This is a genomic window from Pseudonocardia sp. ICBG162 (genome assembly GCF_020496225.1).
In the GTDB taxonomy this organism is placed as follows: Bacteria; Actinomycetota; Actinomycetes; order Mycobacteriales; family Pseudonocardiaceae; genus Pseudonocardia; species Pseudonocardia alni.
This window is the reverse complement of sequence record NZ_JAHLJD010000013.1, coordinates 1,005,766-1,029,524: the sequence shown is the minus strand read 5'-3', so window position 1 is coordinate 1,029,524 and position 23,759 is coordinate 1,005,766. Positions and strand designations below refer to the sequence as shown.

Genomic DNA, 23,759 nt, shown 5'->3' with positions numbered 1-23,759 from the left:
GGAGAAACATGACGACACCCGATCGGTTCCGCGGCGCCACCGCCGTGGTGGGAGCGGCGAACACGGCGTTCCACAAGCGGGGCACGGCGACGTCGACCTCACTCGAGCTGACACTGCGGGCGATCATCGACGCAGCGACGGACGCGGGTATCGACGCGCACGACATCGACGGCTTCGTCTCCTACGCGAACGACGACAACGAGGGACTCGCCGTCGGTGCGGCCCTGGGCGTCAAGGAGATCCGCTGGTCGAGCATGGTCTGGGGCGGCGGGGGCGGCGGGGTCGCCGCAGCGGTGAACGCCGCGGCCGCCGCCGTCGCGTCCGGCCAGGCCGAGACCGTCTGCGTCTACCGGGGCATCTCGGAGGCCGACGCCGGGCGGCAGAGCTACAGCAAGGGGCACATCGGTCCGCTCTACGGGGCGCACGGGGTGTTCGCGCCCGCGCAGATCTGTGCGCTGCGGACCCAGCGGATGATCGAGGTCGACGGCGTCCCGCGTGACGCGCTCAAGGCACTCGTCGCGGCGTCGTACCACCACGCCCAGAACAACCCCGCCGCCGTGGCCTACGGCAAGCCGCTCACCCCCGAGGTGTACGACGACTCCCGCATGATCTCCGAGCCCCTGCGGCTCTACGACTGCTCCCGGGAGAACGACGCCGCCGGAGCGGTGATCGTGACCAGCGCGGCCCGGGCCCGCGGTCTGCGGCAGAAGCCGGCGTTCGTCCTGTCCGGTGTGCAGGGCGCCGGACCGTCCTGGACCGAGTCGGTCGAGAACGAGAACCCCTACACCAGCGCCGGGTTCCATCCCGCACTGGTGTCGAGGCTCTGGGAGGGAGCGGGCCTGAAGCCGGGCGAGGTCGACGTGACCCAGGTCTACGAGAACTTCTCCGGGCCCGCCGTCGCCTCCCTGATCGACGTCGGTCTGGTCCCTCCCGGTGCGGAGGCGGGCCGGGTGATGCAGGTGGAGAACCTGGTCGCCCCGACGGGCCGGCTGCCGGTGAACACCGCAGGCGGCAACCTCGCCGAGGGATTCGTGCACGGGTTCGGCCTGATCGTCGAGGCGGTCCGCCAGATCCGGGGGACCTCACCGAACCCGGTCCCGGGAGCGGAGGTCTCCCTCCTGCTCGGTGGGCCGATGGCACCGTTGGTCAGCGCGACGGTGTTCGGGTCCGAGTCCACCCTCTGAGTGGACGGAGCCTCGCTCCTCGTCGCACATGGGCGAGGAGCGGGGCTCTCACGATGCCGCGGTCGACGGGAGGTCTGAGACCTTCCCTCCCGGGGCGCGCGCCGGTGCGGGGGCGTCGACCGGCAGCTCGGGCACCGCCCCGCGCAGGAAGCTGCGGATGGTCTCGGCGAAGGTCTCCTCGGCGGAGAGCCCGTTGTGCGCCACCGCGTCCGCGAGCGTCGGTTCGGTCCCGGGGTCGGCCGTCCCGAACAGCTCGCGTGCCTCACCGGGCTCCTTCGCGGCCTCGGTGATGGCGGCGCCGAGGGTCAGCTTGTCCAGGCCGTCGAGGACGAGCACACACCGGTCGACGGGCACGCCGAGCTCCACCAGCGTCCGTGCGCTCTGCTCGTAGGTGCGGATCAGCACGTCGCGGGGCATGAAGCTGAGCAGCAGCGGCGCGGCGTTGCGGTGCCGGAGCACGGCGTCGCGGAAGTTCATGCTGAGCGCGACGAACCACTCGATCCAGTTCGGCGTCTGCCGTGAGTCCGGCATCCGGGTCTCCACGACGATCGCCCGCGCGACGCCCCGCAGGATCTCCGCCTTGTCGGCGAAGTGGTGGTAGAGCGAGGGGGCGCGGACGTTCAGCTCTCGGGCGAGTCGCGGCAGGCTGAACGCGTCCAGGCCCTCCGCGTCGATGAGCCGCAGCGACGTCGTGATCACGACGTCGCACCTGATCAGCGGGCTGGCCGGACGGGGCATCGGGCCATTATCGCGCCCATGGTCCCGCCCGCACCGGTGGCACGGCCCACAACGACCACGACCGGTCAGACCGACCGTGCGACCGGTGCGATCCGCACCGGGATCGCGTTCATCTGGACGGTGCCGGACAGGGGGTCCAGCACCGTGCCGTCGGTCAGGGTGTTGCTGTTGACCCCGGGCCGGCGGGCGGCGACCCGCAGGCGGGCGTGGGCGTCGTCGTGACCCCAGCCGTGGGCCAGCGAGCAGACTCCCGGCGCCACCTCGTCGGTCACCCGGACCATGACCTCGATCCGCCCCACCGACGAGGACACCGCGACGGTCCCGCCGTCGTCGACGTCGTGGTCGCGGGCGTCGGCGGGGGAGAGGTAGAGCAGTCCCCGTTCGGGTCCCGCGGCGAGCCGGTCGACGTTGTGCAGCCAGGAGTTCTTGGAGCGCAGGTCGCGCCGGCCGATGAGCGAGAGCGTGCCCGGCTCGGCGACCGGCGGTTCCGCCTCGGCCAGCGCGTCCCGGATCCGTGGTGCGACGAGCTCGATCGTCCCCGACGGGGTGCGGATCACCTCGTCGAGGCGGGGGACGTGCCCGCCGAGGTCGATCCCGTGCGGGGAGTCGAGCACCCGGGCGAGGGTCAGACCGCCGGGGGACCGGCCGAAGTGGTCGCCGTAGGGGCCGGAGCGGATGCGCAGGTCGATCAGCCTGCGCGGCCCCCGGCCCGGGAATCCGGTGACGACCTCGTCCACGGGGATGTCGAGACCGCGGGCGACCGAGCTGCGCAGGCTCGCCGCGATCTCGTCGTCGATCTCGCCGGGATCGGCGTCCGGGCCGCGGCCCTCGTACACCGCACACAGCCGCAGCAGGATCTCCCACTCGGAGAGCATCCCGTCCGGCACGGGCCGGGCCGGCGGTGAGAAGCGGACGAAGTTGCGCTGGGCGAACTGGTAGAGGACCAGGTCGAAGTGGTCGCGGCTGAGCGAACCGGGCGGGGGGAGGACGACGTCGGCGTGGCGGGTGGTCTCGTTCAGGTAGGGGTCGACGCAGATCATCGCGTCGAGCTCGGTGAGCGCCTGCTGCACCGACGACGAGTCCGGCAGCGACCGGGCCAGGTTGCCGCCGTAGACGACGAGCCCGCGTACCCGCCCCGGACCGGGTGCGCGGATCTCCTCGGCCAGCGCCGCCACCGGGAACTCACCGAGCACCTCGGGATGGCCGCCGACCCGGGTGTGGTGGCGTCCGGTGGTGAACGGACGCGGCGGGCCGGAGGGCCGGCGGGTGGTCGGGGAGCCGGTGACCGGCCGGCTGAACAGCATGCCGCCCGGGCGGTCGAGGTTCCCGCACACCACGTTGAGGACCTGCAGCGCCCAGCAGGTGAGCGTGCCGTTCCGGTTCAGCGTGGTGCCGAGCCGGCCGTACAGCGCGGCGCGGTCGGTGCCGGCGATGTCGCGTGCCAGCTCGACGACGGTGTCCGGGGCGATCCCGGTGGCCCGCGCGGTCTCGTCCGGGGTCCAGCGGGCGACCAGTCCGGCGAGCTCGTCGAGACCCGACACCCTGCCCTGCGCGGCCCCCGGCCGGACGCGACCCTCCGTGAGGACCACGTGCAGCAGCCCGAGCAGCAGGAACAGGTCGGTGCCGGGACGGATCCGCAGGTGCAGGTCGGCCGCGGCCGCGGTCGCCGTCCGGGCCGGGTCGACCACGACGACCCGCCCACCCCGGGCCCGCAGCGCGCGGATGCGGCCGCGGTAGTCCGGAGCGGCCCCGACGCTCCCGTTGGACACCAGGGGGTTCCCGCCGACGATCACCAGCAGGTCCGTGGCGTCGAGGTCGGGCACGGGAGTGCTGGTCGGCTCGCCGAACAGGACCGCAGCGGTGACGGTCTGCGGGAGCTGGTCCATCGTCGCCGGGGAGTAGCTCTGCACCGTCCCGAGGGAACGGGCGAGGCGCCCGGCCAGCAGGGTGAAGGCGACGTTGTGCCCGGTGGGGTTCCCGGTGTACACGGCGACGGTGTTCCGGTCCTCGGCCAGCAGGGGGCCCAGCAGCCGGTCGACCTCGGCGAACGCCTCGTCCCAGGTCGCCGGACGGAGCTCCCCGTCGCGCCGGACCAGGGGCCGCGTCAGGCGGTCCGGGTCGTCGTCGACGGCACCGAGTGAGGCGCCCTTGGGGCACAGGTAGCCCTTGCTGTAGACGTCCTCGGGGTCGCCCCTGACCGCGACGACCTGGTCCGCGGCGTCGAGGGTGACGGTGAGACCACACATGGCCTCGCAGAGGGGACAGCCCCGGAGCACGTCCCGCCCGGGCCCCGGGATCGGCAGCGGTCTCGTCCTCCGGTCGGCAGACATGCCCCGAGCCTATGGCCTTTAGATTTCCGAGTCCATCCTTGCGCGGTGGCGGCGGCGGGCGCCTCCCGGGCGGCCGCCGCCACCGGGTCTCACCGGACGCGCGGGATCTCGGCCGTGGCCGGGCCGTCGACCAGGCCGTGTCGGCCCGCTCCGGCTCCCGCCGGAACCCTGTCCCCGTCCATGTTCGCGCGGATCGCCTCCTGGGCGGCCGGCGGGAGGGTGTGCATCATCGTGCGGACCCGCTCCTGGCGTCGCGCCACCGCGCGCCGCTCGGGCATCCCGGGGGAGGCCTGCAGCTGGGGCTTGAGCGGGGGGAGCCCCGCGAGCCCGCCGGACTCGGCCATCTCGCGCTCGGCCTGGGCGGCGTCCTTCTCCTCGGACATCCCGATCGGTCCCTGGCGACGCCCGTTGAGGAACTGGGCCACCACCGGCTCCTCGGAGGTGAGCAGCTGCTCCCGGGGCCCGAACATCGCCAGGTGCTTGCGGTACAGCAGGCCGATGTTGTCCGGGATCGTCTGGGCGGTGTTGATGTCGTGGGTGACGATCAGGAAGGTCGAGTCGGTCTGGGCGTTGAGGTCGATGATCAGCTGGTTCAGGTAGGCGGTGCGCACCGGGTCGAGCCCCGAGTCCGGTTCGTCGAACAGGATGATCTCCGGATCGAGCACCAGCGCCCGGGCCAGGCCCGCGCGCTTGCGCATCCCGCCGGAGATCTCCCCGGGCAGCTTGCCCTCGTCACCGCGCAGCCCGACGAGATCCATCTTCTCGAAGACGATGTCGTTGATCTGCGACTCGGTCTTCGAGGTGTGCTCCCGCAGCGGGAAGGCGATGTTGTCGTAGAGGTTCATGGACCCGAACAGGGCGCCGTCCTGGAACAGCACGCCGAACAACTTGCGGATCTCGTAAAGCTTCGACTCGTTGCACCGGACGAGGTCGGTGTCGTGGATCACGATGGACCCCTGCTCGGGCTTCAGGAGCCCGATCAGGGTCTTGAGGAACACCGACTTGCCCGTTCCCGAGGGGCCGAGCAGAACGGAGACCTCACCGGGAGGGAGCGTCAGTGTCACGTCCGACCAGATGTTGGCCCTGCCGAAGGACTTCGACAGGTTCTCGACCTTGACCTCAACGCCCTTCACGGCGCACCTCCTCGTGTCGCTGCCCCGGCCGTCCCGGAGGGCTCGATACTGAGACAACGAGACATCTAGCGTCGAGTGTCTCTCCGAACGGGTCACGATCGGGTGATCGCGACGGGCTTCGGTAGTCCGTTCGGGTTAACCATGAGACGAAAGACGAAACTTGTCAACGCGTAGCTCGTTGGCCTGGCACCGGAGCCCGCCGTCGACCGGAGGGCCGGTGTTCCCCCGTCGTCTCAGAGCAGAGGCCCCGATGCAGCCCGATGTTGTGACCTGCACCGCCGCCGTGCCGGACCGGGAGGCGTGATGGGTACGCCTCCGGTCGTGGCGCGGACGGTCGCGCCGCTCGGCACGTTCTTCGCGTTCACCGCCGACACCTTCGTCGCCATGTTCAAGCGGCCGTTCCAATGGCGGGAGTTCGTCCAGCAGACCTGGTTCGTCGCCAGCGTCTCCCTGGGGCCCGCGATCCTGTTGGGCATCCCGTTCGTCGCGCTGGTGACCTTCCAGTTCAACCTGGTCCTCGTCGAGATCGGCGCGATCGACCTCAGCGGGTCGGGCTCGGCGTTCGCCACGGTCACGCAGATCGGCCCGGTCGCGACGACGTTCATCATCGCGGGCGCGAGCTCCACCGCGATCTGCGCCGACATCGGCGCCCGCCGGATCCGGGAGGAGCTCGACGCGATGGAGGTGCTGGGCATCGACGTCGTCCAGCGGCTGGTCGTCCCGCGCGTCCTCGCGACCGCCGTCAACGCCTTCCTGCTGAACGGCGTGATGATCCTGATCGGTCTCGCCGGCGGCTACTTCTTCGCCGTGTACCTGCAGGACGCCAGCCCGGGGCAGTACATCGACTCCCTGACGCTGCTCGTCGGGTTCGACGACCTCGTCCACGGTGAGCTCCGGGCGGTCGTCTTCGGTGTCGTCGGCGCCCTCATCGGCTGCTACCGCGGCATGACCTGCAAGGCGGGTCCCCGCGGCGTCGGCAACGCGGTGAACGAGACGGTCGTCTACACGTTCCTCGCGCTGTTCCCGATCAACATCCTGCTGACGCAGATCCCCTACTCGCTCGGGCTGGTGTGACGACGTTGTCCGTGCTCTCCGCTGTCCGCAACGCCCTCGGAGCGCCGCTCCGGCTGCTCGACGACCTCGGCCGGCAGGCCGAGTTCTACGGCAAGGGCGTCATCTGGATCCCCAAGGCCGTCAAGAGCTACAAGACCGAGCAGGTCCGGCTCATCGCCGAGGTCGGCATGAGCACCGGCGCGCTCGCCGTCATCGGCGGGTCCTCGGTGATCACGTTCTTCATCACGCTGTTCGCCGGTGTGACCGGTGGCCTCCAGAGCTACGACGCCCTGTCCAACCTGCAGCTCGAGGCCCTCGGCGGCTTCGCCTCGGCGATCATCAACCCGCGCCTGCTCGTGCCGATCATCGCGGGGGCGGCGCTCGCGGCCACCGTGGGGAGCGGCTTCACCGCCCAGCTCGGGGCCATGCGGGTCTCGGAGGAGATCGACGCGCTCGAGGTGATGGGCGTCCGCTCCCTCCCGTACCTGGTCACCACCCGGCTCGTCGCGGGGATGATCACGATCATCCCGATCTTCGCGATGGCGATGGTGGGTGCGTGGGTCGGGTGGAAGACGACCCAGGTCGGCTTCTTCGGGCTCTCCGAGGGCACGTTCGACCACTACATGCAGACGTTCATGCAGTGGGAGGACGTCCTCTACTCCTTCGCCCAGGCGATCGGGATCGCGGTGGTCGTGATCTCGATCCACACCTACTACGGCTACACCGCGACGGGCGGGCCGGCCGGTGTCGGCCTCGCCGTCGGCAAGGCCGTCCGCACGTCGCTGATCGCCGTGCTGGCCGCCGAGCTGGCGATCTCGATGGCGCTCTACGCCGACTCCGACGCCTTCCGCATCACGGGATGACCAGGTGAACGACTCCTTCTTCACGCGGTTCAAGTACCGCGTCTACGCGCTGATCCTGATCGGGATCGTCCTCGGGTTCCTGGGCCTCTGCTCGGCGATGTACATGAACGCCTTCGCCTCCACCGTGCCCGTCACCCTGCGTGCCGACCGGTCCGGGCTGCAGATGTACCCCGGCAACCGCGTCCAGCTCAAGGGCGTCGACGTCGGCAAGGTCGGGTCGGTCTCGCTGGCCGACGGCGACCGCGGCGCCGTGGACATCGTCCTGGACATGGACTCCGACCGGATCGGTCAGGTGCCCGCCGACGTCCGTGTCTCCCTCGACCAGCTGACGGCGTTCGGTGCCAAGACCGTCCAGCTCGCGATGCCGGCCGCGCCGAACGGACGCATGCTGGCCGCGGGCGACCGGATCGACACCGGCTCGGTGACCGTCGAGGTCAACACCCTGTTCGACTCGCTGGACAGGATCCTCGACACGCTCGAGCCGCGCGAGGTCAGCGAGGTCATCGGCAATCTGGCGACCGCGCTCGACGGGCGCGGCGACGAGGTCGGTGCGACCGCCCAGCAGCTCGCCGCCTACCTGAAGCGGTTCAACGCGAACCTGCCGCAGCTGCAGACCGACTTCCGCAAGGGAGCCGACCTCACCAACCTCTACGGCGACGTCGCCGGTGACCTGGCGACGATCCTCGACAACGGCGCGGTGACGAGCCGGACGATCGTCGAGCAGCAGGCCGACCTCGAGAGCTTCCTGTTCCAGATCTCGAAGGTCTCCCGCACCGGCGAGACGTTCTTCCTGCAGAACCGCGACGGGATCCGGAACGTCACGCAGACCGCGCTGCCCACCACACAGCTGCTCCACGACTACTCCCCGATGTTCGCCTGCTGGCTGAAGGGGCTGGACAAGTCCCGCCGGCAGCTCGAGCAGCAGCAGGGCAACACGGTCCCGGGCTTCGTCGGCCTCGTGACCCTGCAGCCGGGAGACAGCCCCTACACGAGCCCACCCGTCGTCGGTGCCGACAACGGCCCGGACTGCCACGGCATGCCGGACCTCGACGGGTCGGTGTTCCCGGAGTCCCTCATGAAGAACGTGGACAAGGGCGGCGAGCCCAACCCCGACGGCGACAACACCCTGCGCATCGGGAACCCGCCGCTGGTCACCCAGCTGTTCGGTCCGTTCGCCGGTGCCGGTCAGGAGCTCGGGCTCCCGGGCGCCCAGGTCGCCCCGGTTCCCGGTCAGCCCGGTCAGCCGGGTGCCCCGGCCCCGGCCGACCCGACGGCACCCGCACCGCTCGCCCCCGGTGCCGAGACGGCTCCGCCGACCGCACCCGCGGACGACGGCGGCGGTCTGTTCGGTGGCCTGTTCGGTGGGGAGGGCGGCCAATGAGCGAGGTCTCGAAGGCCCAGAACATCACCGGGCCGCTGGTCAAGACGACGGTGTTCGTGGTCGTCACGATGTTCGTCCTGGTCATCGTCAGCATCCAGATGGGTGCCGGCGGGGCGGGGTTCGGCGACCAGCGCAGCTACTCCGGCGTCTTCACCGACACCTCGGGGATCAAGTCCGGTGACTCGGTCCGCATCGCGGGTGTCGAGGTCGGGACGGTCTCCGACGTCGAGGTCGTCGACAACACGCTCGGGCAGGTGAGCTTCACCGTCGATGCCGGCCGCGACCTGCCGACCGACACCCACCTCGCGGTCCGCTACCTCAACATCACCGGAGACCGGTACCTCGAGGTCGCCCGCGGCCCCGCGGCCACCGGGGTGCTGCCCGAGGGCGCGGTCATCCCCGTCGCACAGACCAGGCCCGCCCTCGACCTCGACGTGCTGCTCGCCGGGTTCTCGCCGCTGTTCGAGGGCCTGGCCCCCGACCAGATCAACCAGCTGAGCTCGGACGTGATCTCGGTGTTCCAGGGGCAGGGCGGGACGATCGAGTCCCTGCTGGCACGGATCGGCTCGCTGACCAACACCCTCGCCGACAAGGACGCGGTGATCGGCACGGTGATCACCAACCTGAACACCGTGCTGGGCACGCTCGACCGGCGCGCCCCCGAGCTGGAGTCGACGATCTCGGAGCTCCAGAGGCTCACCACCGGGCTCGCCGGTGACCGGGAGCGGATCGGCAACTCGCTGGAGGGGGTCAACCGGCTGACCACCAGCGTCGACCAGCTGCTGGGCAAGGTCCGCGGGCCGCTGAAGGGCACCGTCGACCAGCTCGACCGGGTGTCGAAGCAGGCGAAGGCCGGCGAGGCCGCCATCGACGAGAACCTGGCGCTGCTGCCGGGCGCGTACCTGCGGGTCAGCCGGCTGGGCTCCCGCGGCGCGACCTACAACCTGTTCATCTGCTCGCTGCGGGTGAAGACGACCGGCCCGACCGGTGACCCCGTCTACTCGCCGTGGCTCGGCCCGGCCGACAACGTCGACCGCTGCAAGTTCGGCAACTCCCCGCTGGAGACCCCCGAGCAGCGCGAGGCGAACCCGATCCCGCAGCAGGACGCCGCGGACCAGGGACAGGTCCCCGACCAGATCCTCCGCACCGACGACACCTCCGGGGGTGGCCGATGAAGCTGCGATTCCGGGAGAAGAACCCGGTCACCATCGCGATCGCGGGCCTGGCGATCCTCGTCGTGCTGCTGGTCGCCTCGTTCCAGCTCGCCGACCTCGAGGTGTTCTCGGGCAAGCACTACCAGGCCCGGTTCACCGAGGCAGGCGGGCTGAAGGCGGGCAACACCGTGCGGGTCGCCGGCACCGAGATCGGCACGGTCACCGGCGTCGACCTGGACGGTGCCGACGTCGTCGTCGACTTCACGGCCAAGAACGTCGTGCTGAACGACCTGACCTCCGCGACGATCGGCACCCAGACCCTGCTCGGGGAGCGCAACCTGGAGATCCGCCCGGACGGGCGGGCGCCGCTGCCCGACGACGTCATCCCGCTGGAGCGGACCGTCGCCCCCTACAGCATCACCCAGGGGATCGAGGACCTCACCCGCCGGACCGGCGAGATCGACATGCGGCAGGTCGGTCAGGCGCTCGACACCTTCAGCGAGGCGTTCGCGAACACCCCCGACGACATCGGGCCCGCGTTCGAGGGCATCACCCGGATCTCGCGCACCATCGCGAGCCGCGACGCCGCGATCGGGGACCTGCTGAAGCGCGCCGAGAGCGTCACCGGCGTGCTGAACCGCCAGACGGCCAAGCTCAGCACCCTGCTGATCGACGGCAACAAGCTGCTCGGGGAGCTGGAGGCGCGGCGGGAGGTGATCGGCGAGCTGCTGGTCACCACCCGCCGGGCCACCGACCAGATCGTCGGCCTCGTCGACGACCAGCGCGGCCGCCTCGCGCCGGCGCTGAACGAGCTCAACGGGGTCCTCACGATCCTCAAGCGCAACGAGGGCAACATCGTGTCCGCGATCCAGCGGGTGTCCAGCTTCATCACCGGCCTCGGTGAGGGGCTGGCCGGCGGGCCGTACTTCGCCGGACACGGCGACCTCGGCAACGCCGCGCCGACGCTGTTCCCGGCGGCCGACTTCGTGCCCAGCCTCGCCGTTCCCACGACGCCCCTCGAGGGCGCCGCCCCCACGCTGCCGTCCGTCGGCGGCCTCATCGGCGCCGGAGGCAACTGATGGCCCGACCGAAGACCGGATCGATCCTCTACCGGGCACTCGCCGCCGGCCTGGTGGCCGTGGTCGCGGTGGCCGCGGCGGTCGTCCTGTTCAACCAGTCCAAGACCGGCGTCGCCTACTTCACCTCGGTCAAGAACATCTACCCGAACGACCGCGTCAAGATCCAGGGCGTCGACGTCGGCAAGGTGACCTCCATCGAGCCGTCCGGTGACAAGGTGCGGATGGAGTTCTCCTACGACTCCAAGTACGAGCTGCCCGCCGAGGTGAAGGCGGCGATCGTCTCGCCGACCCTGGTCGCGACGCGGTTCCTGCAGCTCGCCCCCGCCTACACCGGTGGCCCCACGATGGCCGACGGCGGGGAGATCCCGCTGGAGCGCACCGCGTCGCCGCTGGAGTTCGACGACCTCAAGAAGGAGCTCGACGAGCTCAGCACCGCGCTCGGTCCCGACCGCATGAACCAGAACGGGGCACTGTCCCGGTTCCTCGACACCGCTGCGGCGAACGCCGCGGGGCACCAGGGCGCGAAGTTCAACGAGATGATCCGCCAGGCCTCGGCCGCGGTGGAGACCCTCTCGGAGGGCCGGGGCGACCTGTTCGGGACCGTGCGCAACCTGCAGGCCTTCGTCACCGCGCTCAAGCAGGTCGACGGTCAGATCGTCGAGTTCAACCAGCGTCTGGACACCGTGTCCGGGGTCCTCACCGACAACGAGGACGAGCTGTCGGCGGCGCTGGACGGCATCTCGCGCGCGGCGAAGTCCGTCGACGAGTTCGTGGCCGACAACGGCCCCGTGCTGAACGACTCCGTCACGCAGATCGGGGACCTGACCCGGACCCTGGCCAACTCCCGTGACGACCTCGCGACGATCCTGCACGTCGGCCCGAGCACGCTGATGAACCTGTTCAACATCGTGTCCCCGCGGACCCACGCGCTGTCCGGGAAGCTCGTCGTGGACAACCTCAACACCCCGGCGGACTTCGTCTGCTCGGCCTTCACCGCGGCGAGCCAGGACCCGATCCAGGGCATCGACTACTGCAAGAGCAACCTCGGTCCGCTGTTCAACCTGCTGCGGATCCAGCAGCCGCCGATCGGCATCAGCCCGATCGCGGTCCCCGGTGCCGGCGGGCCGACCGACAACCGGCCGTCCCGTGACGCGCCGTACCGCCAGCCGACCCCGGGGCCCGAGGCCCCGCCGGACGTCGACGCCCCCGGCCTCGGTGGCCTGCTCGTGCCCCAGGGAGGCAACTGATGCGACGGACCAGACGCGTTGCGGCGATCGCCGCGCTGCTGTCCTGCACGCTGTCGCTGACCGCGTGCGACTACCGCGGGCTCAACGACTTCACCCTGCCCGGCGTCCCGGGCGTCGGCGACGGCGCCTACACCGTGCAGATCGAGATGACGAACGTCGCCGACCTCGTGCCGAACAACCCGGTACGGGTGGGGGACCAGCCCGTCGGCAACATCTCCGACGTACGGCTCGACGGCTGGAACGCCGTGGTCACCGTGACCCTCGACCCCGACGTGGAGCTCCCCGCCAACGTCCGGGCGAAGATCGGTCAGACCTCGCTGCTCGGCGCGAAGTTCGTCGAGCTGACCCGGCCGACCGACGAACCGCCGGCCGGTCGGCTCTCCGACGGCGCCCGGATCGGTCTGGACCGGGCCGGCAAGTACCCGGAGACCGAGGAGATCCTCGCCTCGGTCGCCACCCTGCTCAACGGCGGCAACCTGCAGAACATCAAGACGATCACCCGGGAGCTCAACAAGGCCCTCGGTGGCCGGACCGACGACTTCCGCAGCCTGCTGACCGAGCTCGAGACCTTCAGCCGCGGCCTCGACGACCAGAAGCAGGACATCACCCGCGCCATCGACGGCATCGACCGGCTCGCGGCCCGGTTCGCCGAGCAGGACTCGAAGATCGACGGAGCACTGCAGTCGATCCCGCCCGCGCTGACCGTCCTGAACCGGGAGCGGGAGAACCTCACCGACAGCCTCGTGTCACTGGGCGAGTTCGGGAAGGCGACCGACGCCGTCGTCGCCGAGAGCTCGGACAACCTCGCGAAGAACCTCGACAACCTGACCCCGGCCCTGAAGGGCCTCGCCGACGCGGACAGGTCGCTGACCGACTCGCTGGGCCTGCTGGGCACGATCATCTTCCCGCTGCGCAACTTCGGGGAGACCTTCCAGGGCGACTACATCAACTTCTGGCTCACCCTGGACCTGACGCTGGGGACGCTCGACCAGAACTTCCTGACCGGCACACCGGCGCAGGGCCAGCTGATCCGGCTCCAGGAGATCATGAAGGCGGGCGGGAACGCGCTGGAGGCGGCGAACCCGCTGACCGCCCCGGTGCTCCCGCAGGAACCGGGTGCGCCGGTCGGCGAGCCCGGCCTGGACCTGCTCGACGGAGCCGTCCCGAACCAGCCCCCGCCCGGTCCGCCGTCCGGAACGCTCGAACGCCCGGCGCCGCCGGAGCAGACCGAGCGCGAGCGGCAGGAACAGGAACGACCCACGGAGGCGCCGCGCGGTGGCCTGCTCGACGGCCTGACGGGAGGCAACTGACGTGATCACCCGGTACGTCAAGGTGCAGATCGCGATCTTCGCGGTGCTGACGCTCATCGCCACACTGCTGATCGTCTTCTACTACGTGCGGGTACCGCAGGTGCTCGGCATCGGCCGGATCGCGGTCACCGCGACCCTGCCGGCCGCCGGCGGCCTGTACCCGAACGCGAACGTGACCTATCGCGGCGTGACCGTCGGGACGGTGACCGACGTCGACCTCGACCCCGAGGGCGTGCTGATCCGGATGACCCTCGACAAGGACCACCTGCCGCCGACCGGCAGCCGGGCCGAGGTCCACAGCGTCTCCGCGATCGGCGAGCAGTTCGTCGACTTCGTGCCCCAGGACCCGGCGGCCGCCCCGATGGCCGACGGCGACCACGTCCCCCTGGCGCTCACCTCGATCCCGACCCCCACCGCACAGGTCCTGCAGGGCACCGACAACCTGCTGACCTCGGTCGACCAGCAGAACTTCACCACGGTGCTGACCGAGTTCGCCGACGCGTTCCGGGACCTGGGCCCGGACCTCGGCCGGCTCATCGACAACACCGGCAGCCTGGTCGGCGAGGCGGGCGAGGAGCGGAACTTCGCCGCCACCGAAGGTCTGATCAACGACTTCGAGGGGTTCGCCGACCCGCAGCTGGCCACCAGCGACTCGATCCGGAACTGGGGCCGCAACCTGGCGTCGTTCACCGGACAGCTGCGGGAGAGCGACCCCGCGCTGCGGTCGGTCCTGACCGACGGCAACCGTGCGGCCCAGCAGGCCGACTCGCTCCTGACCGACCTCGGTCGCAGCACGCCGCCGTTGCTCAGCACCACCGAGGTGCTGACCCGCCTCGCCGAGGCCTACCACGCGCCCATCGAGCAGATCCTGGTCGTCTACCCGATGTTCACGGCGGCCTCGCTGGTCGTCGCTCCGGAGAGCGAGCCGGGGATCTTCCGGTTCAACCTGGAGACCAACGTCAACCAGCCCAACTGCGTCGAGGGGTGGATCCCCGCCGGGCAGCCGGGCGGACCGCGCAACGCGATGGAGACCGGGGACGTGCCGTTGCCGGCGAACAGCTATTGCAAGCTGCCCCAGGACGACCCGACCCTCGCCCGCAGCGCGCGCAACCTGCCCTGCTTCGAGCCGGGATCACCTCCCGGCCGGCGTGCCGCGACCATCTTCGAGTGCCGTGGGTCCGGCTTCAGCCCGACCGCGGCAGGCCGCCTGACCCTCCGGCCCGAGACCCCGCTGAACAACCAGCCGGCGTTCGAGCCGCTGGGCGGGATCGGAGCCGTGAGCTCGCCTGCCACCCCGTCGGAGCGCATGACGCTGGAAGGGCTCATGACTCCGTCACCCGCAGGGGCACCGTCCTGAACTGCGGAGACAGCGGGAGAGTGCCCCGCGAGCGATACAAGTTCAGTGATGTGTCACGATCGACCAGCTGTGACGGCCGTTACCCGACCGTCCCGCTGCCGGTGCCCGCCCGGGCGGGCACCTCCGACCGGCGCCGGCGACCCCCGCGTTCCGCCCACCCCCGGGGCGGGACGATCCGACGCCGCCGATGCGAGGAGCTGACGTGGTGAGAACCTTTTCCCTCGGCCGAGGGGCGACGACGCCTCCGGACGAGAACGACACGACCCCGGACGCCCCGGCGCCCGGCACGGGGTCGACGACGCGCGCCGCGGAGCCTGCAGGCGCCGCGGACGAGGCCTCCGGCCCGGCGTCCGGGGCGGGAGAGGCCGGGCTCCCTGCGGCCGCACCCGTCGACGCCGGGACCGAGGGCGACCACCCGGCCGACGTCCGGCCGGGGGAGGACGGGCCGCGTCCCGCCGTCCGGCGGGCGGTGCTCGTGGGGTTCGCCCTGGCCCTCGTCGCGGCCGTGGTCTGCGGGGTCTGGTGGAACGGCGGACGGGCGGCGGAGGCCGACCGCGCGGCCGCGCTGGAGAAGGCACAGGCGGCTGCCGTCGAGCTGACCTCGATCAACTACGAGACCGCGGAGCAGGACGTCCGCCGGGTCCTCGACGGAGCGACCGGGGACTTCGGGGGCCTGTTCGCCCAGAACCTGGACTCCTACATCAGCCTGGTGAAGGAGTCGAAGGTCGCCACGCAGGGCGAGGTGACGGGAGCCGGTCTGGAGAACATCGACGGTGACACCGCCCGCGCGATCGTCGCGGTGAAGGCGACCGTGCACAACCAGAGCGTCCCCGCGGGGGAGTCGCGCTTCTACCGGATGGTGACCGAGTTGCAGAAGAAGAACGGTGAATGGCTGGTCGCGCGGGTGGAGTTCGTCCCGTGAGGCGCGCGGTGCGATCCGTCGGCCGCGGGGCGAGGGCTCTGGCCGCGCTGCCGGTCCGCGGTACGCGGGCGGTCACGACCTGGTATCGGACCCGCCCCCGCACGGCGACGAGGGTCCTGGCCGTCGCGGCCGTCGCGCTGGTGGCGGTGGCCGTCACCTTCTCGGTGCTGCAGGTGCGGGCGACCCAGGCCGCGGCGGCACGGGACGAGGCGCTCGCCGTCGCGAAGGAGGCCGTCCCGAACCTCCTGTCCTACGACCACCGCAGCATCAAGAACGACCTGGACGCACGGCTCGGTCAGGTCGGCGGCCGGTTCAAGGACGACTACCAGGGTCTCGTCCGTGACATCGTCATCCCGGCGTCGGACCGGGACCAGCTCGTCACCCAGACGTCGGTCGCCGCGGCCGGGGTCGGTGAGCCGGCGTCGTCGGACCGGGTCCGGCTGACGATGTTCCTGAACCAGACCTCGACCCGTGCGGGGCAGCAGCAGCCCACCCTGTCCGGATCCCGGGTCCTGGTGACCATGGAGCGCGACGGCGACCGCTGGCTGGTGACGGCGCTCGACCCGGTCTGATGCCGGGGTGGGGACGCCGGGCGCGACCGGGCGTCCCCACCCGGCACGTGGTCAGTGGCCGCTCATCCCGCCGTCGACCGCGATCGTGGCGCCGGTGACGTAGCCCGAGGCGGGCGTAGCGAGGAACAGCAGCGCCGCGTCCAGCTCGCGCTGGGTGCCGAGCCTGCCGAGCGAGGTGGTGGCCAGGAACCCGGCCAGCGTCTCGTCCGGCATCTCCTGGGTCATCTCCGTCCGCACGAAGCCCGGAGCCAGGGCGTTGACGCGGATCCCGCGACGACCGGACCACTGCCGGGAGAGGTCCCTCGTGAGTCCGATCAGCCCGGCCTTGCTCGCCGAGTAGGCCGCCTGCGGCAGGGCCGAGGCGATCAGTCCCAGCACGCTGGACACGTTGACCACCGACGAGCCGGGCTCCATCCGCCGCGCGCACGACTGGGCCATCCAGTACGCCCCGGAGAGGTTGACGTCGAGAACGCGCCGGAAGTCCGCGGGGGCCTCGCGCAGTGCGGGGACGACGGTGCTGATCCCGGCGTTGTTCACGAGGACGTCGATGCGGCCGTACCGGTCCATCGCCGCGGCCGCGACGCGGTCGCAGTCCTCCGGGACGGCGACGTCGGCCTCCACCGCGTGCCAGCTCCGCCCCCGTTCCGCCACGGCCCGTCCGGTCCCGGCGAGCCGGTCGGCGCGGCGGGCGGCCAGGACCACGTCCGCGCCGGCCTCGGCGAGTGCGGCGGCGAAGCCGGCGCCGAGGCCCGAGCTGGCGCCGGTCACGACGGCGACCTTGCCCCGCAGCCGGAACAGGTCGAGGAGCGGGGTGCCGGGAGCGGGGGCGTCCGGGCCCGGAGGTCGTGGATCGTTCATGAGACGAATCTTTACATATGTTGCGAAGAAACGGTCGAGGTGGCCCCTGAGCTGCAGCTCAGCAGCACAGGTGATCGCTCGTGAGACATCTGGGCCGGAACGTATTGACGCGTATATCTACGAACATTAGGCTGACGAGCGCTTCGGGTCGACCGTCGTTCCCCGTCGACGGGCACGACCCGACGGTCGTACGACCGAGCCATCACTCCCCTTCCCCGAGAGGAACAAGACGATGAAGTCGAGGGCAGCTGTCCTGTGGGAGGCCCCGGGCGAGTGGGACGTCGTCGAGATCGACGTCGACGAGCCCAAGGACCACGAGATCCTGGTCCGATACGTGTCGTCCGGTCTCTGCCACTCCGACGATCACCTGACCAAGGGCGACGTACCGTCCGCGCACTACCCGTACTGCGGTGGGCACGAGGGCGCCGGTGTCGTGGAGAAGGTCGGGCCCGGGGTCCGCGGTCTCGAGGTCGGCGACCACATCGTGGCCAGCTTCATCCCGGGATGCGGCCGGTGCCGCTGGTGCGCCGAGGGCAAGCAGAACCTCTGCGACAACGGCGCCTTCATGATGACCGGCACCCAGCTCGACGGGACGTTCCGGCTCCACCACGGCGACACCGATGTCGCCCAGTGCTCGTTGGTCTCGACCTTCTCCGAGTACAGCGTCCTGCCCGAGTGGGGCGCCATCAAGATCGACAAGAGCATCCCCCTCGAGTCCGCGGCGCTCGTCGGCTGCGGTGTCCCCACCGGGTGGGGGTCGGCGGTCAACGCCGGTCAGGTGCGGCCGGGTCACGTCGTGATCGTCATGGGCGTCGGCGGTATCGGGATCAACGCCGTGCAGGGTGCGAAGCACGCCGGCGCGCTCCGCGTCATCGCGGTGGACCCGGTGGCCTTCAAGCAGCAGAGCGCACTGAAGCTCGGCGCCACCGACGCCGTGGCCACCATGGCGGAGGCGACCGAGCTCGCTCGCGAGCTGACCAACGGCCAGGGGGCCGACTCGGCGATCGTCTGCGTCGGTGTCGCCACCGGTGACCACGTGGCCGAGGCGTTCGCCTCGATCCGGAAGGACGGCATCGTCGTCCTGACGGCGGTGGCGAACTTCGCCGCGACCGGTATTCCGGTGAACCTCATGGAGCTCGCCATGTACCAGAAGCGGATCCAGGGCGCGCTGTTCGGGATGTCCTCGCCGACCCGGGACGTGCCCTACTTCCTGGAGATGTACCGGCAGGGCTACCTGCGGCTCGACGAGCTGGTGACCCGCAGGTACAAGCTGGAGGAGATCAACCAGGGGTATGCGGACATGCACGCCGGCGTGAACCTCCGCGGAGTGGTCGACTTCGCGTGACCGCCGTGGCGGAGCCGGAGGTGACCGTCCGGCGCGACGGCCCGGTCGCGACGGTGGAGCTGTCGAACCCCGGCCGGCGCAACGCACTGACCGGCGCAATGCTGGCCGAGCTGTCCCGCGTGTTCCCCGAGCTCGACGACGACCCGGAGGTCCGGGTCGTCGTCGTGACCGGGCGCGGGGAGGACTTCTGCTCCGGGGCCGACCTGTCGGCCGTGGACGGGGACAGGCACCCGCTGGGCTCGATGAACCGGACCAACCGGGCCGCGCTCGCCCTGCACCGGATGGCGACGCCCACCGTCGCCCGCGTCGACGGCGTCGCCGTCGGGGCGGGGCTGAACCTCGCGCTGGGCTGCGACCTGGTCGTCGCCTCCGACCGTGCCCGCTTCTCCGAGGTGTTCGTCCGGCGCGGCCTGGCCGTGGACTTCGGTGGGTCGTGGGTGCTTCCCCGGCTGATCGGCATGCACCGGGCCAAGGAGCTCTGCCTGCTCGGTGAGGTCCTGCCCGCGAGCCGGGCCGTCGAGATCGGGCTGGTCAACCGGTCGGTCCCGGTGGACGAGCTCGACGCGACCGTCGACGAGCTCACCGCGAGGCTCGCCGCCGGCCCGGCGGTGGCGATGGCACTGACGAAACGCCTGCTCGCCGACGGAGCCGGGCGCAGCCTCCCCGAGGCACTCGACGCGGAGGCCGCCGCCCAGGCGATCACGCTGCGCGGCGAGGACGTCGAGGAGGCGTTCGGAGCGTTCCGCGAGAAGCGCGACGCCCGGTTCACCGAGCGGCTCTGACCCGTTCGGCCACAGACACGAGAGGAGAGACATGCCGCTGCGCACGAGGTTCACCGAGGTGTTCGGGGTCGAGCACCCGGTGGTGCAGGGCGGGATGCAGTGGGTGGGGCGGGCCGAGCTCGTCGCGGCAGTGGCCGAGGCGGGCGGGCTGGGCTTCCTCACCGCGCTCACCCAGCCGACGCCGGAGGATCTGGCCCGGGAGATCGCCCGGTGCCGTGAGCTGACCGACAAGCCGTTCGGTGTGAACCTGACGATCCTCCCCTCGATCGAGCCGCCGCCCTACGACGAGTACCGGCGGATCATCGTCGAGGCGGGCATCCCGGTCGTGGAGACGGCGGGCTCGAATCCGGAGCCGCACCTGCCGCTGTTCCACGAGCACGGCGTGAAGGTGCTGCACAAGTGCACCAGCGTCCGGCACGCGCTGAAGGCGGAGCGGGTCGGGGTGGACGGCGTCAGCATCGACGGCTTCGAGTGCGCCGGTCATCCCGGCGAGGACGACGTCGCCGGGCTCGTGCTGATCCCGGCGGCGACGGCCCGCCTGTCGATCCCGGTGGTGGCCTCCGGCGGCTTCGCCGACGGCCGCGGCCTCGCCGCCGCCCTGGCCCTGGGCGCCGACGGCATCAACATGGGCACCCGGTTCATGTGCACGGTCGAGGCGCCGATCCACGACCGCGTCAAGCAGGCCATCGTCGACGCCGACGAGCGCGCCACCGAGCTGATCTTCCGGCCGCTGCGCAACACCGCGCGGGTCGCGAGCAACACGGTCAGCGCCGACGTCGTGCGGATCCTCGACGACGGTGGCGGGTTCGCCGACGTCCGGGAGCTGGTGGCCGGTGTCCGCGGCCGGTCGGTGTTCGAGACCGGGGACCTGGACGCCGGCATCTGGACCGTCGGCCAGTGCCAGGGACTGATCGACGACATCCCGACGGTGGCGGAGCTGTTGCACCGCATCGTGGCCGAGGCGGAGGACGTGCTCGGCCGTCTCGCCGGGCGCGTCGTCGCGTCCGCCTGACACAGGAGGACCCGGCCGCGGTGGCGGCCGGGTGGAGCAGTGGGAACGGACAGCCGGCCCGGTGGGAACCGGCCGCGCATCGTGGCGCGAGAAGGAGAGTCATGGCGACGTCGATCGCATCTGCCCTGCACTGGTGGGCCCGTCGCAAGCCGGACCAGCACGCCGTCGTCGTGGCGGACGACGCCGCGACCTACCGCGAGCTGCAGGACTGGTCCGGCCGGATCGCCCGCACGCTCGTCGACCGGGGCGTGGAACCGGGCGACAGGGTCGGCCTGATGGGTGTCAACAGCGTCGAGTGGGTCGCCGCGGCGTGGGGCGTCATCAAGGCGGGCGCCGTGCTCGTGCCCCTGAACTCGCGCCTGGTCGCGGGCGAGCTGCAGAAGGTGCTGGGCGACTCCGGGGCCGAGGTGGTCCTGGCGGCCGAGCCGCACGAGGAGACCCTCCGGCAGGTCGGCGAGCTCGGGCACCGGCACACCCGGTTCGGCTTCGAGGAGATCAGGGGCCTGCGCGCGGGGGAGCGGGAGGACTTCCGCATCGACCGCGGGCCCTCGGACACCGTGGCGATCCTGTTCACCAGCGGATCGACCGGGCTGTCCAAGGGCGTCATCTGCACGAACCGGACGCTGCTCGACATCGTCTTCGAGAACACGCTGACCGATCCCGGGATGCGGCCCGGAGCCCGCACGCTGCTCCTGCTGCCGCTGGCCTTCACCCCGGGCCTGGTCTACGGCCTGGTGATGACGGGTGTGCTCGGCGGGACGCTCGTCGCCGAGCGCGAGATGAACCCGTCGCGGGCGGTGCAGCTGATCGAGAAGCACCGCATCACCGTGATGTTCGGTGTGCCGCTGATCTTCCAGGCGCTCGCGTCGGCACCGGAGTTCGCCGGGGCCGACCTGAGCAGCCTCGACTGCGCCATCGTGGGTGGTGCGGCCGTCCCCGTCCCGCTCCTGGAGGCCTACTCGGCCAAGGACGTGGTGCTGCGCCAGATCTACGGCATGACCGAGGTCGGTGGCGTGGCGACCGCCACCTGGCCGGAGGAGGCGGGTGACCACCCCGACAAGTGCGGCAGCGGCAGCATCTTCACCGACATCAAGGTCGTGCGGCCGGACGGCACCGAGTGCGAGCCGGGTGAGAACGGCGAGATCCTGATGCGGGGCCCGGGCGTCACCCCCGGGTACTGGAACGACCCGGACAACACCGCCCGGGCGCTCCGGGACGGGTGGCTGCACGGCGGCGACCTGGGACAGCGCGACGAGCAGGGCCGGCTGACCTTCGTCGACCGGCTCAAGGACCTGATCATCACCGGCGGCATCAACGTCTCGCCGTTCGAGCTGGAGGCGGTGATCGCCGCGATCCCCGGGGTGAAGGAGGTCTCGGTGATCGCGGCGAAGGACGAGCGGTTCGGCGAGACACCGGCCGCGATCGTCTGGGGCGAGGGACTCGACGAGGCCACGATCATCGCGGAGTGCAACCGGAAGATGGCCGACTACAAGGTGCCGCGCTACGTCGTGGTCCGGGACGAGCCCCTGCCGCGGCTGCCGAGCGGCAAGATCGCCAAGCCGACCGTCCGCACCGAGTACGCGGACATCCATTCCACCCACGAGAAGGTGCGCTGACCCCAGCGCGACGCACCGGGCCGCCGGTGGCGGGCCGTCACCGGCCGCCACCGGGGCTCCGTGCCCGGCCCGGCCACGAGGACCCCCGATGACCCATGTGATCACCCGGTCGTGCTGCAACGACGCGTCGTGCGTCGAGGTCTGCCCGGTCGACTGCATCCATCCGACCCCCGACGAGCCGGGCTACACGACCGCGGAGATGCTCTACATCGACCCGGACACGTGTATCGACTGCGCGGCCTGCATCGACGTGTGCCCGGTGTCGGCGATCGTCCCCGACGACGATCTGGAACCGGTCGACCTGCGCTACCTGCGGATCAACGCGGCGTGGTTCGACGGCCACGAGCCGGGGGAGCGGTTCGAGCGGGTCGACCCCGAGATCACCCCGCCGGAGGGGTCCGGACCACTGCGCGTGGCCGTGGTCGGGACCGGCCCCGCGGCCTCCTACGCCGCCGAGAGCCTGGTGCGCCGTCGTGGTCTCGACGTCGAGGTCACGATGATCGACAGACTGCCGGTCCCCGGCGGGCTGATCCGGCACGGTGTGGCGCCCGACCACCAGGACACGAAGGGGGCGGGCACGGCACTGGCACGCACCTGGGGGCGGCGCACGGTGACCCTGCACCTCAACGTGGAGGTGGGCACCCACGTCGCGCACGCGGACCTGCTCGACCACCACCACGCGGTGCTCTACGCCGTGGGGGCCCCGGGGGGCCGCTCGCTCGGCATCCCCGGCGAGGACCTCGGCGGCTGCGCGTCGGCGACGGACTTCGTGGCCTGGTACAACGGCCACCCCGATGCCGCGCGGCACGCGTTCGACCTGTCCGGGCACCGCGCGGTGGTGGTCGGCAACGGCAACGTCGCCCTCGACGTCGCCCGCATCCTGGTCGCCGGGACGGACCACCTGGCGGCCACCGACATCTCCTCGGCCGCGCTCGACGCGCTCTCCCGGAGTGCGGTGCGCGAGGTCGTGGTGCTCGGCCGCAGAGGGCCCGCGCAGGCGTCGTTCACCACGCCGGAGCTGATGGCGCTCGGCGATGTCGAGGGCGTCGACGTGATCGTCGACCCGGACGAGGTCCGGCTGGACGAGGCGTCCGCGGCGCAGCTCGCACGCGAACCGGACCCCGTGGTCATGCTCAAGCTCGAGGCACTGCGGGAGCTGGCCGAGCGCGAGCCCGCGGGCCACGACCGGCGCATCGTCCTGCGGTTCCTCGCCTCGCCGGAGGAGGTGGTCGGCCGGGACCGGGTCGAGGGCCTGCGCGTCGCGCGCACCGCGACCGAGGTCGACGGGGGCCGGATCGTGGCCCGGCCGACCGGGGAGACCTCCGACATCGGGTGCGGCCTGGTCCTGACCTCGGTCGGGTACCGCGGCGCCCCGGTGCCCGGTCTGCCCTTCGACGAGCGACGCGGCGTGCTGCCGAACGACGGTGGCCGGGTGGTCGATCCCGGGACCGGCGAGCCGGTGCCGGGCACCTACACCGCGGGGTGGATCAAGCGGGGACCGAGCGGGGTGATCGGCACCAACCGCTGGTGCTCCGAGGACACCGTGCGCGCTCTGCTGGAGGACTACTCCGCCGGGCGTCTCGACCCGCCCGCCGCCGGTGGGCCGGAGTTCGCCGAGCTCGTCGCGCGGCGGCGCCCCGAGGCACTCGGTCTCGCGGCCTGGAAGGCGATCGACGCGCACGAACGACGGGCCGGCCGCAGCGCGGGCAGGCCACGGGTGAAGCTCGTCGACCTGCGGGACATGCTCGACGTGGTCGAGGCCGCGTCGAGCCGCTGAGCCCGGCGCACGTCGCACCGGCCCCGGCCGCGCTCCGGCGGGGCCG

The 23,759-nt window shown here is 71.5% G+C and carries 20 protein-coding genes; 16 read left to right on the top strand and 4 right to left on the bottom strand.

Annotated features, from left to right (window positions below; all coding sequences use genetic code 11):
- Positions 1 to 8: 8 nt before the first annotated feature.
- Positions 9 to 1,184: a transporter gene (locus tag KPL60_RS07935; protein ID WP_226356754.1), complete on the top strand. Its 1,176-nt coding sequence runs from the start codon at positions 9 to 11 to the stop codon at positions 1,182 to 1,184.
- Positions 1,185 to 1,232: 48 nt separating this feature from the next.
- Here KPL60_RS07935 and KPL60_RS07930 read toward each other — a convergent pair whose 3' ends face one another.
- The 3 genes from KPL60_RS07930 to KPL60_RS07920 form a co-directional block, all read right to left on the bottom strand.
- A complete protein-coding gene (locus KPL60_RS07930; protein ID WP_226365402.1) occupies positions 1,233 to 1,922 on the bottom strand; it encodes a TetR family transcriptional regulator in 690 nt (229 codons plus the stop codon).
- A gap of 65 nt (positions 1,923 to 1,987) precedes the next feature.
- Positions 1,988 to 4,198, bottom strand: a complete 2,211-nt coding sequence (locus tag KPL60_RS07925) for a molybdopterin-dependent oxidoreductase (RefSeq protein ID WP_226366051.1) — start codon at positions 4,196 to 4,198, stop codon at positions 1,988 to 1,990.
- Between the two features lie 143 nt (positions 4,199 to 4,341).
- Complete coding sequence (locus tag KPL60_RS07920) at positions 4,342 to 5,385, bottom strand: ABC transporter ATP-binding protein (RefSeq protein ID WP_226356756.1); 1,044 nt, start codon at positions 5,383 to 5,385, stop codon at positions 4,342 to 4,344.
- Between the two features lie 303 nt (positions 5,386 to 5,688).
- On the opposite strand from KPL60_RS07920, the gene KPL60_RS07915 reads away from it, so the two are divergent.
- The 10 genes from KPL60_RS07915 to KPL60_RS07870 all read left to right on the top strand — a co-directional run bounded on the left by KPL60_RS07915 (position 5,689) and on the right by KPL60_RS07870 (position 16,323).
- Positions 5,689 to 6,459, top strand: a complete 771-nt coding sequence (locus KPL60_RS07915) for an ABC transporter permease (RefSeq protein ID WP_226356757.1) — start codon at positions 5,689 to 5,691, stop codon at positions 6,457 to 6,459.
- An 11-nt stretch (positions 6,460 to 6,470) separates the two neighbouring features.
- Positions 6,471 to 7,301 (top strand): ABC transporter permease, encoded by an 831-nt coding sequence (locus KPL60_RS07910; RefSeq protein ID WP_226356758.1) that lies wholly within the window; start codon positions 6,471 to 6,473, stop codon positions 7,299 to 7,301.
- A gap of 4 nt (positions 7,302 to 7,305) precedes the next feature.
- Complete coding sequence (locus KPL60_RS07905; RefSeq protein WP_226365401.1) at positions 7,306 to 8,682, top strand: MCE family protein; 1,377 nt, start codon at positions 7,306 to 7,308, stop codon at positions 8,680 to 8,682.
- The gene (locus tag KPL60_RS07900) at positions 8,679 to 9,857 is read left to right on the top strand and encodes an MCE family protein (protein ID WP_226365400.1); all 1,179 of its coding nucleotides are present in this window, start codon (positions 8,679 to 8,681) and stop codon (positions 9,855 to 9,857) included. Before KPL60_RS07905 ends, KPL60_RS07900 begins: the two co-directional genes overlap by 4 nt.
- Positions 9,854 to 10,915, top strand: a complete 1,062-nt coding sequence (locus KPL60_RS07895; protein WP_226356761.1) for an MCE family protein — start codon at positions 9,854 to 9,856, stop codon at positions 10,913 to 10,915. Before KPL60_RS07900 ends, KPL60_RS07895 begins: the two co-directional genes overlap by 4 nt.
- Complete coding sequence (locus KPL60_RS07890; protein ID WP_226356762.1) at positions 10,915 to 12,162, top strand: MCE family protein; 1,248 nt, start codon at positions 10,915 to 10,917, stop codon at positions 12,160 to 12,162. The genes KPL60_RS07895 and KPL60_RS07890 overlap by 1 nt, the downstream gene beginning before the upstream one ends.
- Positions 12,162 to 13,472 (top strand): MCE family protein, encoded by a 1,311-nt coding sequence (locus KPL60_RS07885; RefSeq protein ID WP_226356763.1) that lies wholly within the window; start codon positions 12,162 to 12,164, stop codon positions 13,470 to 13,472. Before KPL60_RS07890 ends, KPL60_RS07885 begins: the two co-directional genes overlap by 1 nt.
- A gap of 1 nt (position 13,473) precedes the next feature.
- The gene (locus tag KPL60_RS07880) at positions 13,474 to 14,829 is read left to right on the top strand and encodes an MCE family protein (protein WP_226365399.1); all 1,356 of its coding nucleotides are present in this window, start codon (positions 13,474 to 13,476) and stop codon (positions 14,827 to 14,829) included.
- Positions 14,830 to 15,031: 202 nt separating this feature from the next.
- Entirely contained in the window at positions 15,032 to 15,751 is a 720-nt protein-coding gene (locus tag KPL60_RS07875; RefSeq protein ID WP_226356765.1) for a hypothetical protein, read from the top strand.
- Between the two features lie 8 nt (positions 15,752 to 15,759).
- On the top strand, positions 15,760 to 16,323 hold the full coding sequence (locus KPL60_RS07870) for a hypothetical protein (RefSeq protein ID WP_226356766.1): 564 nt from the start codon (positions 15,760 to 15,762) through the stop codon (positions 16,321 to 16,323).
- Positions 16,324 to 16,374: 51 nt separating this feature from the next.
- Here the strand turns inward: KPL60_RS07870 and KPL60_RS07865 are convergent, their stop codons facing one another.
- Entirely contained in the window at positions 16,375 to 17,181 is an 807-nt protein-coding gene (locus KPL60_RS07865; RefSeq protein WP_226356767.1) for an SDR family NAD(P)-dependent oxidoreductase, read from the bottom strand.
- Positions 17,182 to 17,413: 232 nt separating this feature from the next.
- On the opposite strand from KPL60_RS07865, the gene KPL60_RS07860 reads away from it, so the two are divergent.
- The 5 genes from KPL60_RS07860 to KPL60_RS07840 all read left to right on the top strand — a co-directional run bounded on the left by KPL60_RS07860 (position 17,414) and on the right by KPL60_RS07840 (position 23,713).
- Complete coding sequence (locus tag KPL60_RS07860; protein WP_226356768.1) at positions 17,414 to 18,526, top strand: NDMA-dependent alcohol dehydrogenase; 1,113 nt, start codon at positions 17,414 to 17,416, stop codon at positions 18,524 to 18,526.
- Complete coding sequence (locus tag KPL60_RS07855; RefSeq protein ID WP_226356769.1) at positions 18,523 to 19,308, top strand: enoyl-CoA hydratase/isomerase family protein; 786 nt, start codon at positions 18,523 to 18,525, stop codon at positions 19,306 to 19,308. Before KPL60_RS07860 ends, KPL60_RS07855 begins: the two co-directional genes overlap by 4 nt.
- A gap of 31 nt (positions 19,309 to 19,339) precedes the next feature.
- Complete coding sequence (locus KPL60_RS07850; RefSeq protein ID WP_226365398.1) at positions 19,340 to 20,320, top strand: nitronate monooxygenase family protein; 981 nt, start codon at positions 19,340 to 19,342, stop codon at positions 20,318 to 20,320.
- A gap of 101 nt (positions 20,321 to 20,421) precedes the next feature.
- On the top strand, positions 20,422 to 21,936 hold the full coding sequence (locus KPL60_RS07845; protein ID WP_226365397.1) for a class I adenylate-forming enzyme family protein: 1,515 nt from the start codon (positions 20,422 to 20,424) through the stop codon (positions 21,934 to 21,936).
- Between the two features lie 88 nt (positions 21,937 to 22,024).
- Entirely contained in the window at positions 22,025 to 23,713 is a 1,689-nt protein-coding gene (locus KPL60_RS07840) for an FAD-dependent oxidoreductase (RefSeq protein WP_226365396.1), read from the top strand.
- Positions 23,714 to 23,759: the final 46 nt, after the last annotated feature.

What these genes read in the sequence shown, in the direction of transcription:
- KPL60_RS07935 (WP_226356754.1), top strand. Translation starts at nt 9, where the DNA reads ATGACGACACCCGATCGGTTCCGCGGCGCCACCGCCGTGGTGGGAGCG.
- KPL60_RS07930 (WP_226365402.1), bottom strand. Translation starts at nt 1,922, where the DNA reads ATGCCCCGTCCGGCCAGCCCGCTGATCAGGTGCGACGTCGTGATCACG.
- KPL60_RS07915 (WP_226356757.1), top strand. Translation starts at nt 5,689, where the DNA reads ATGGGTACGCCTCCGGTCGTGGCGCGGACGGTCGCGCCGCTCGGCACG.
- KPL60_RS07900 (WP_226365400.1), top strand. Translation starts at nt 8,679, where the DNA reads ATGAGCGAGGTCTCGAAGGCCCAGAACATCACCGGGCCGCTGGTCAAG.
- KPL60_RS07895 (WP_226356761.1), top strand. Translation starts at nt 9,854, where the DNA reads ATGAAGCTGCGATTCCGGGAGAAGAACCCGGTCACCATCGCGATCGCG.
- KPL60_RS07890 (WP_226356762.1), top strand. Translation starts at nt 10,915, where the DNA reads ATGGCCCGACCGAAGACCGGATCGATCCTCTACCGGGCACTCGCCGCC.
- KPL60_RS07885 (WP_226356763.1), top strand. Translation starts at nt 12,162, where the DNA reads ATGCGACGGACCAGACGCGTTGCGGCGATCGCCGCGCTGCTGTCCTGC.
- KPL60_RS07865 (WP_226356767.1), bottom strand. Translation starts at nt 17,181, where the DNA reads ATGAACGATCCACGACCTCCGGGCCCGGACGCCCCCGCTCCCGGCACC.
- KPL60_RS07860 (WP_226356768.1), top strand. Translation starts at nt 17,414, where the DNA reads ATGAAGTCGAGGGCAGCTGTCCTGTGGGAGGCCCCGGGCGAGTGGGAC.
- KPL60_RS07850 (WP_226365398.1), top strand. Translation starts at nt 19,340, where the DNA reads ATGCCGCTGCGCACGAGGTTCACCGAGGTGTTCGGGGTCGAGCACCCG.
- KPL60_RS07845 (WP_226365397.1), top strand. Translation starts at nt 20,422, where the DNA reads ATGGCGACGTCGATCGCATCTGCCCTGCACTGGTGGGCCCGTCGCAAG.
- KPL60_RS07840 (WP_226365396.1), top strand. Translation starts at nt 22,025, where the DNA reads ATGACCCATGTGATCACCCGGTCGTGCTGCAACGACGCGTCGTGCGTC.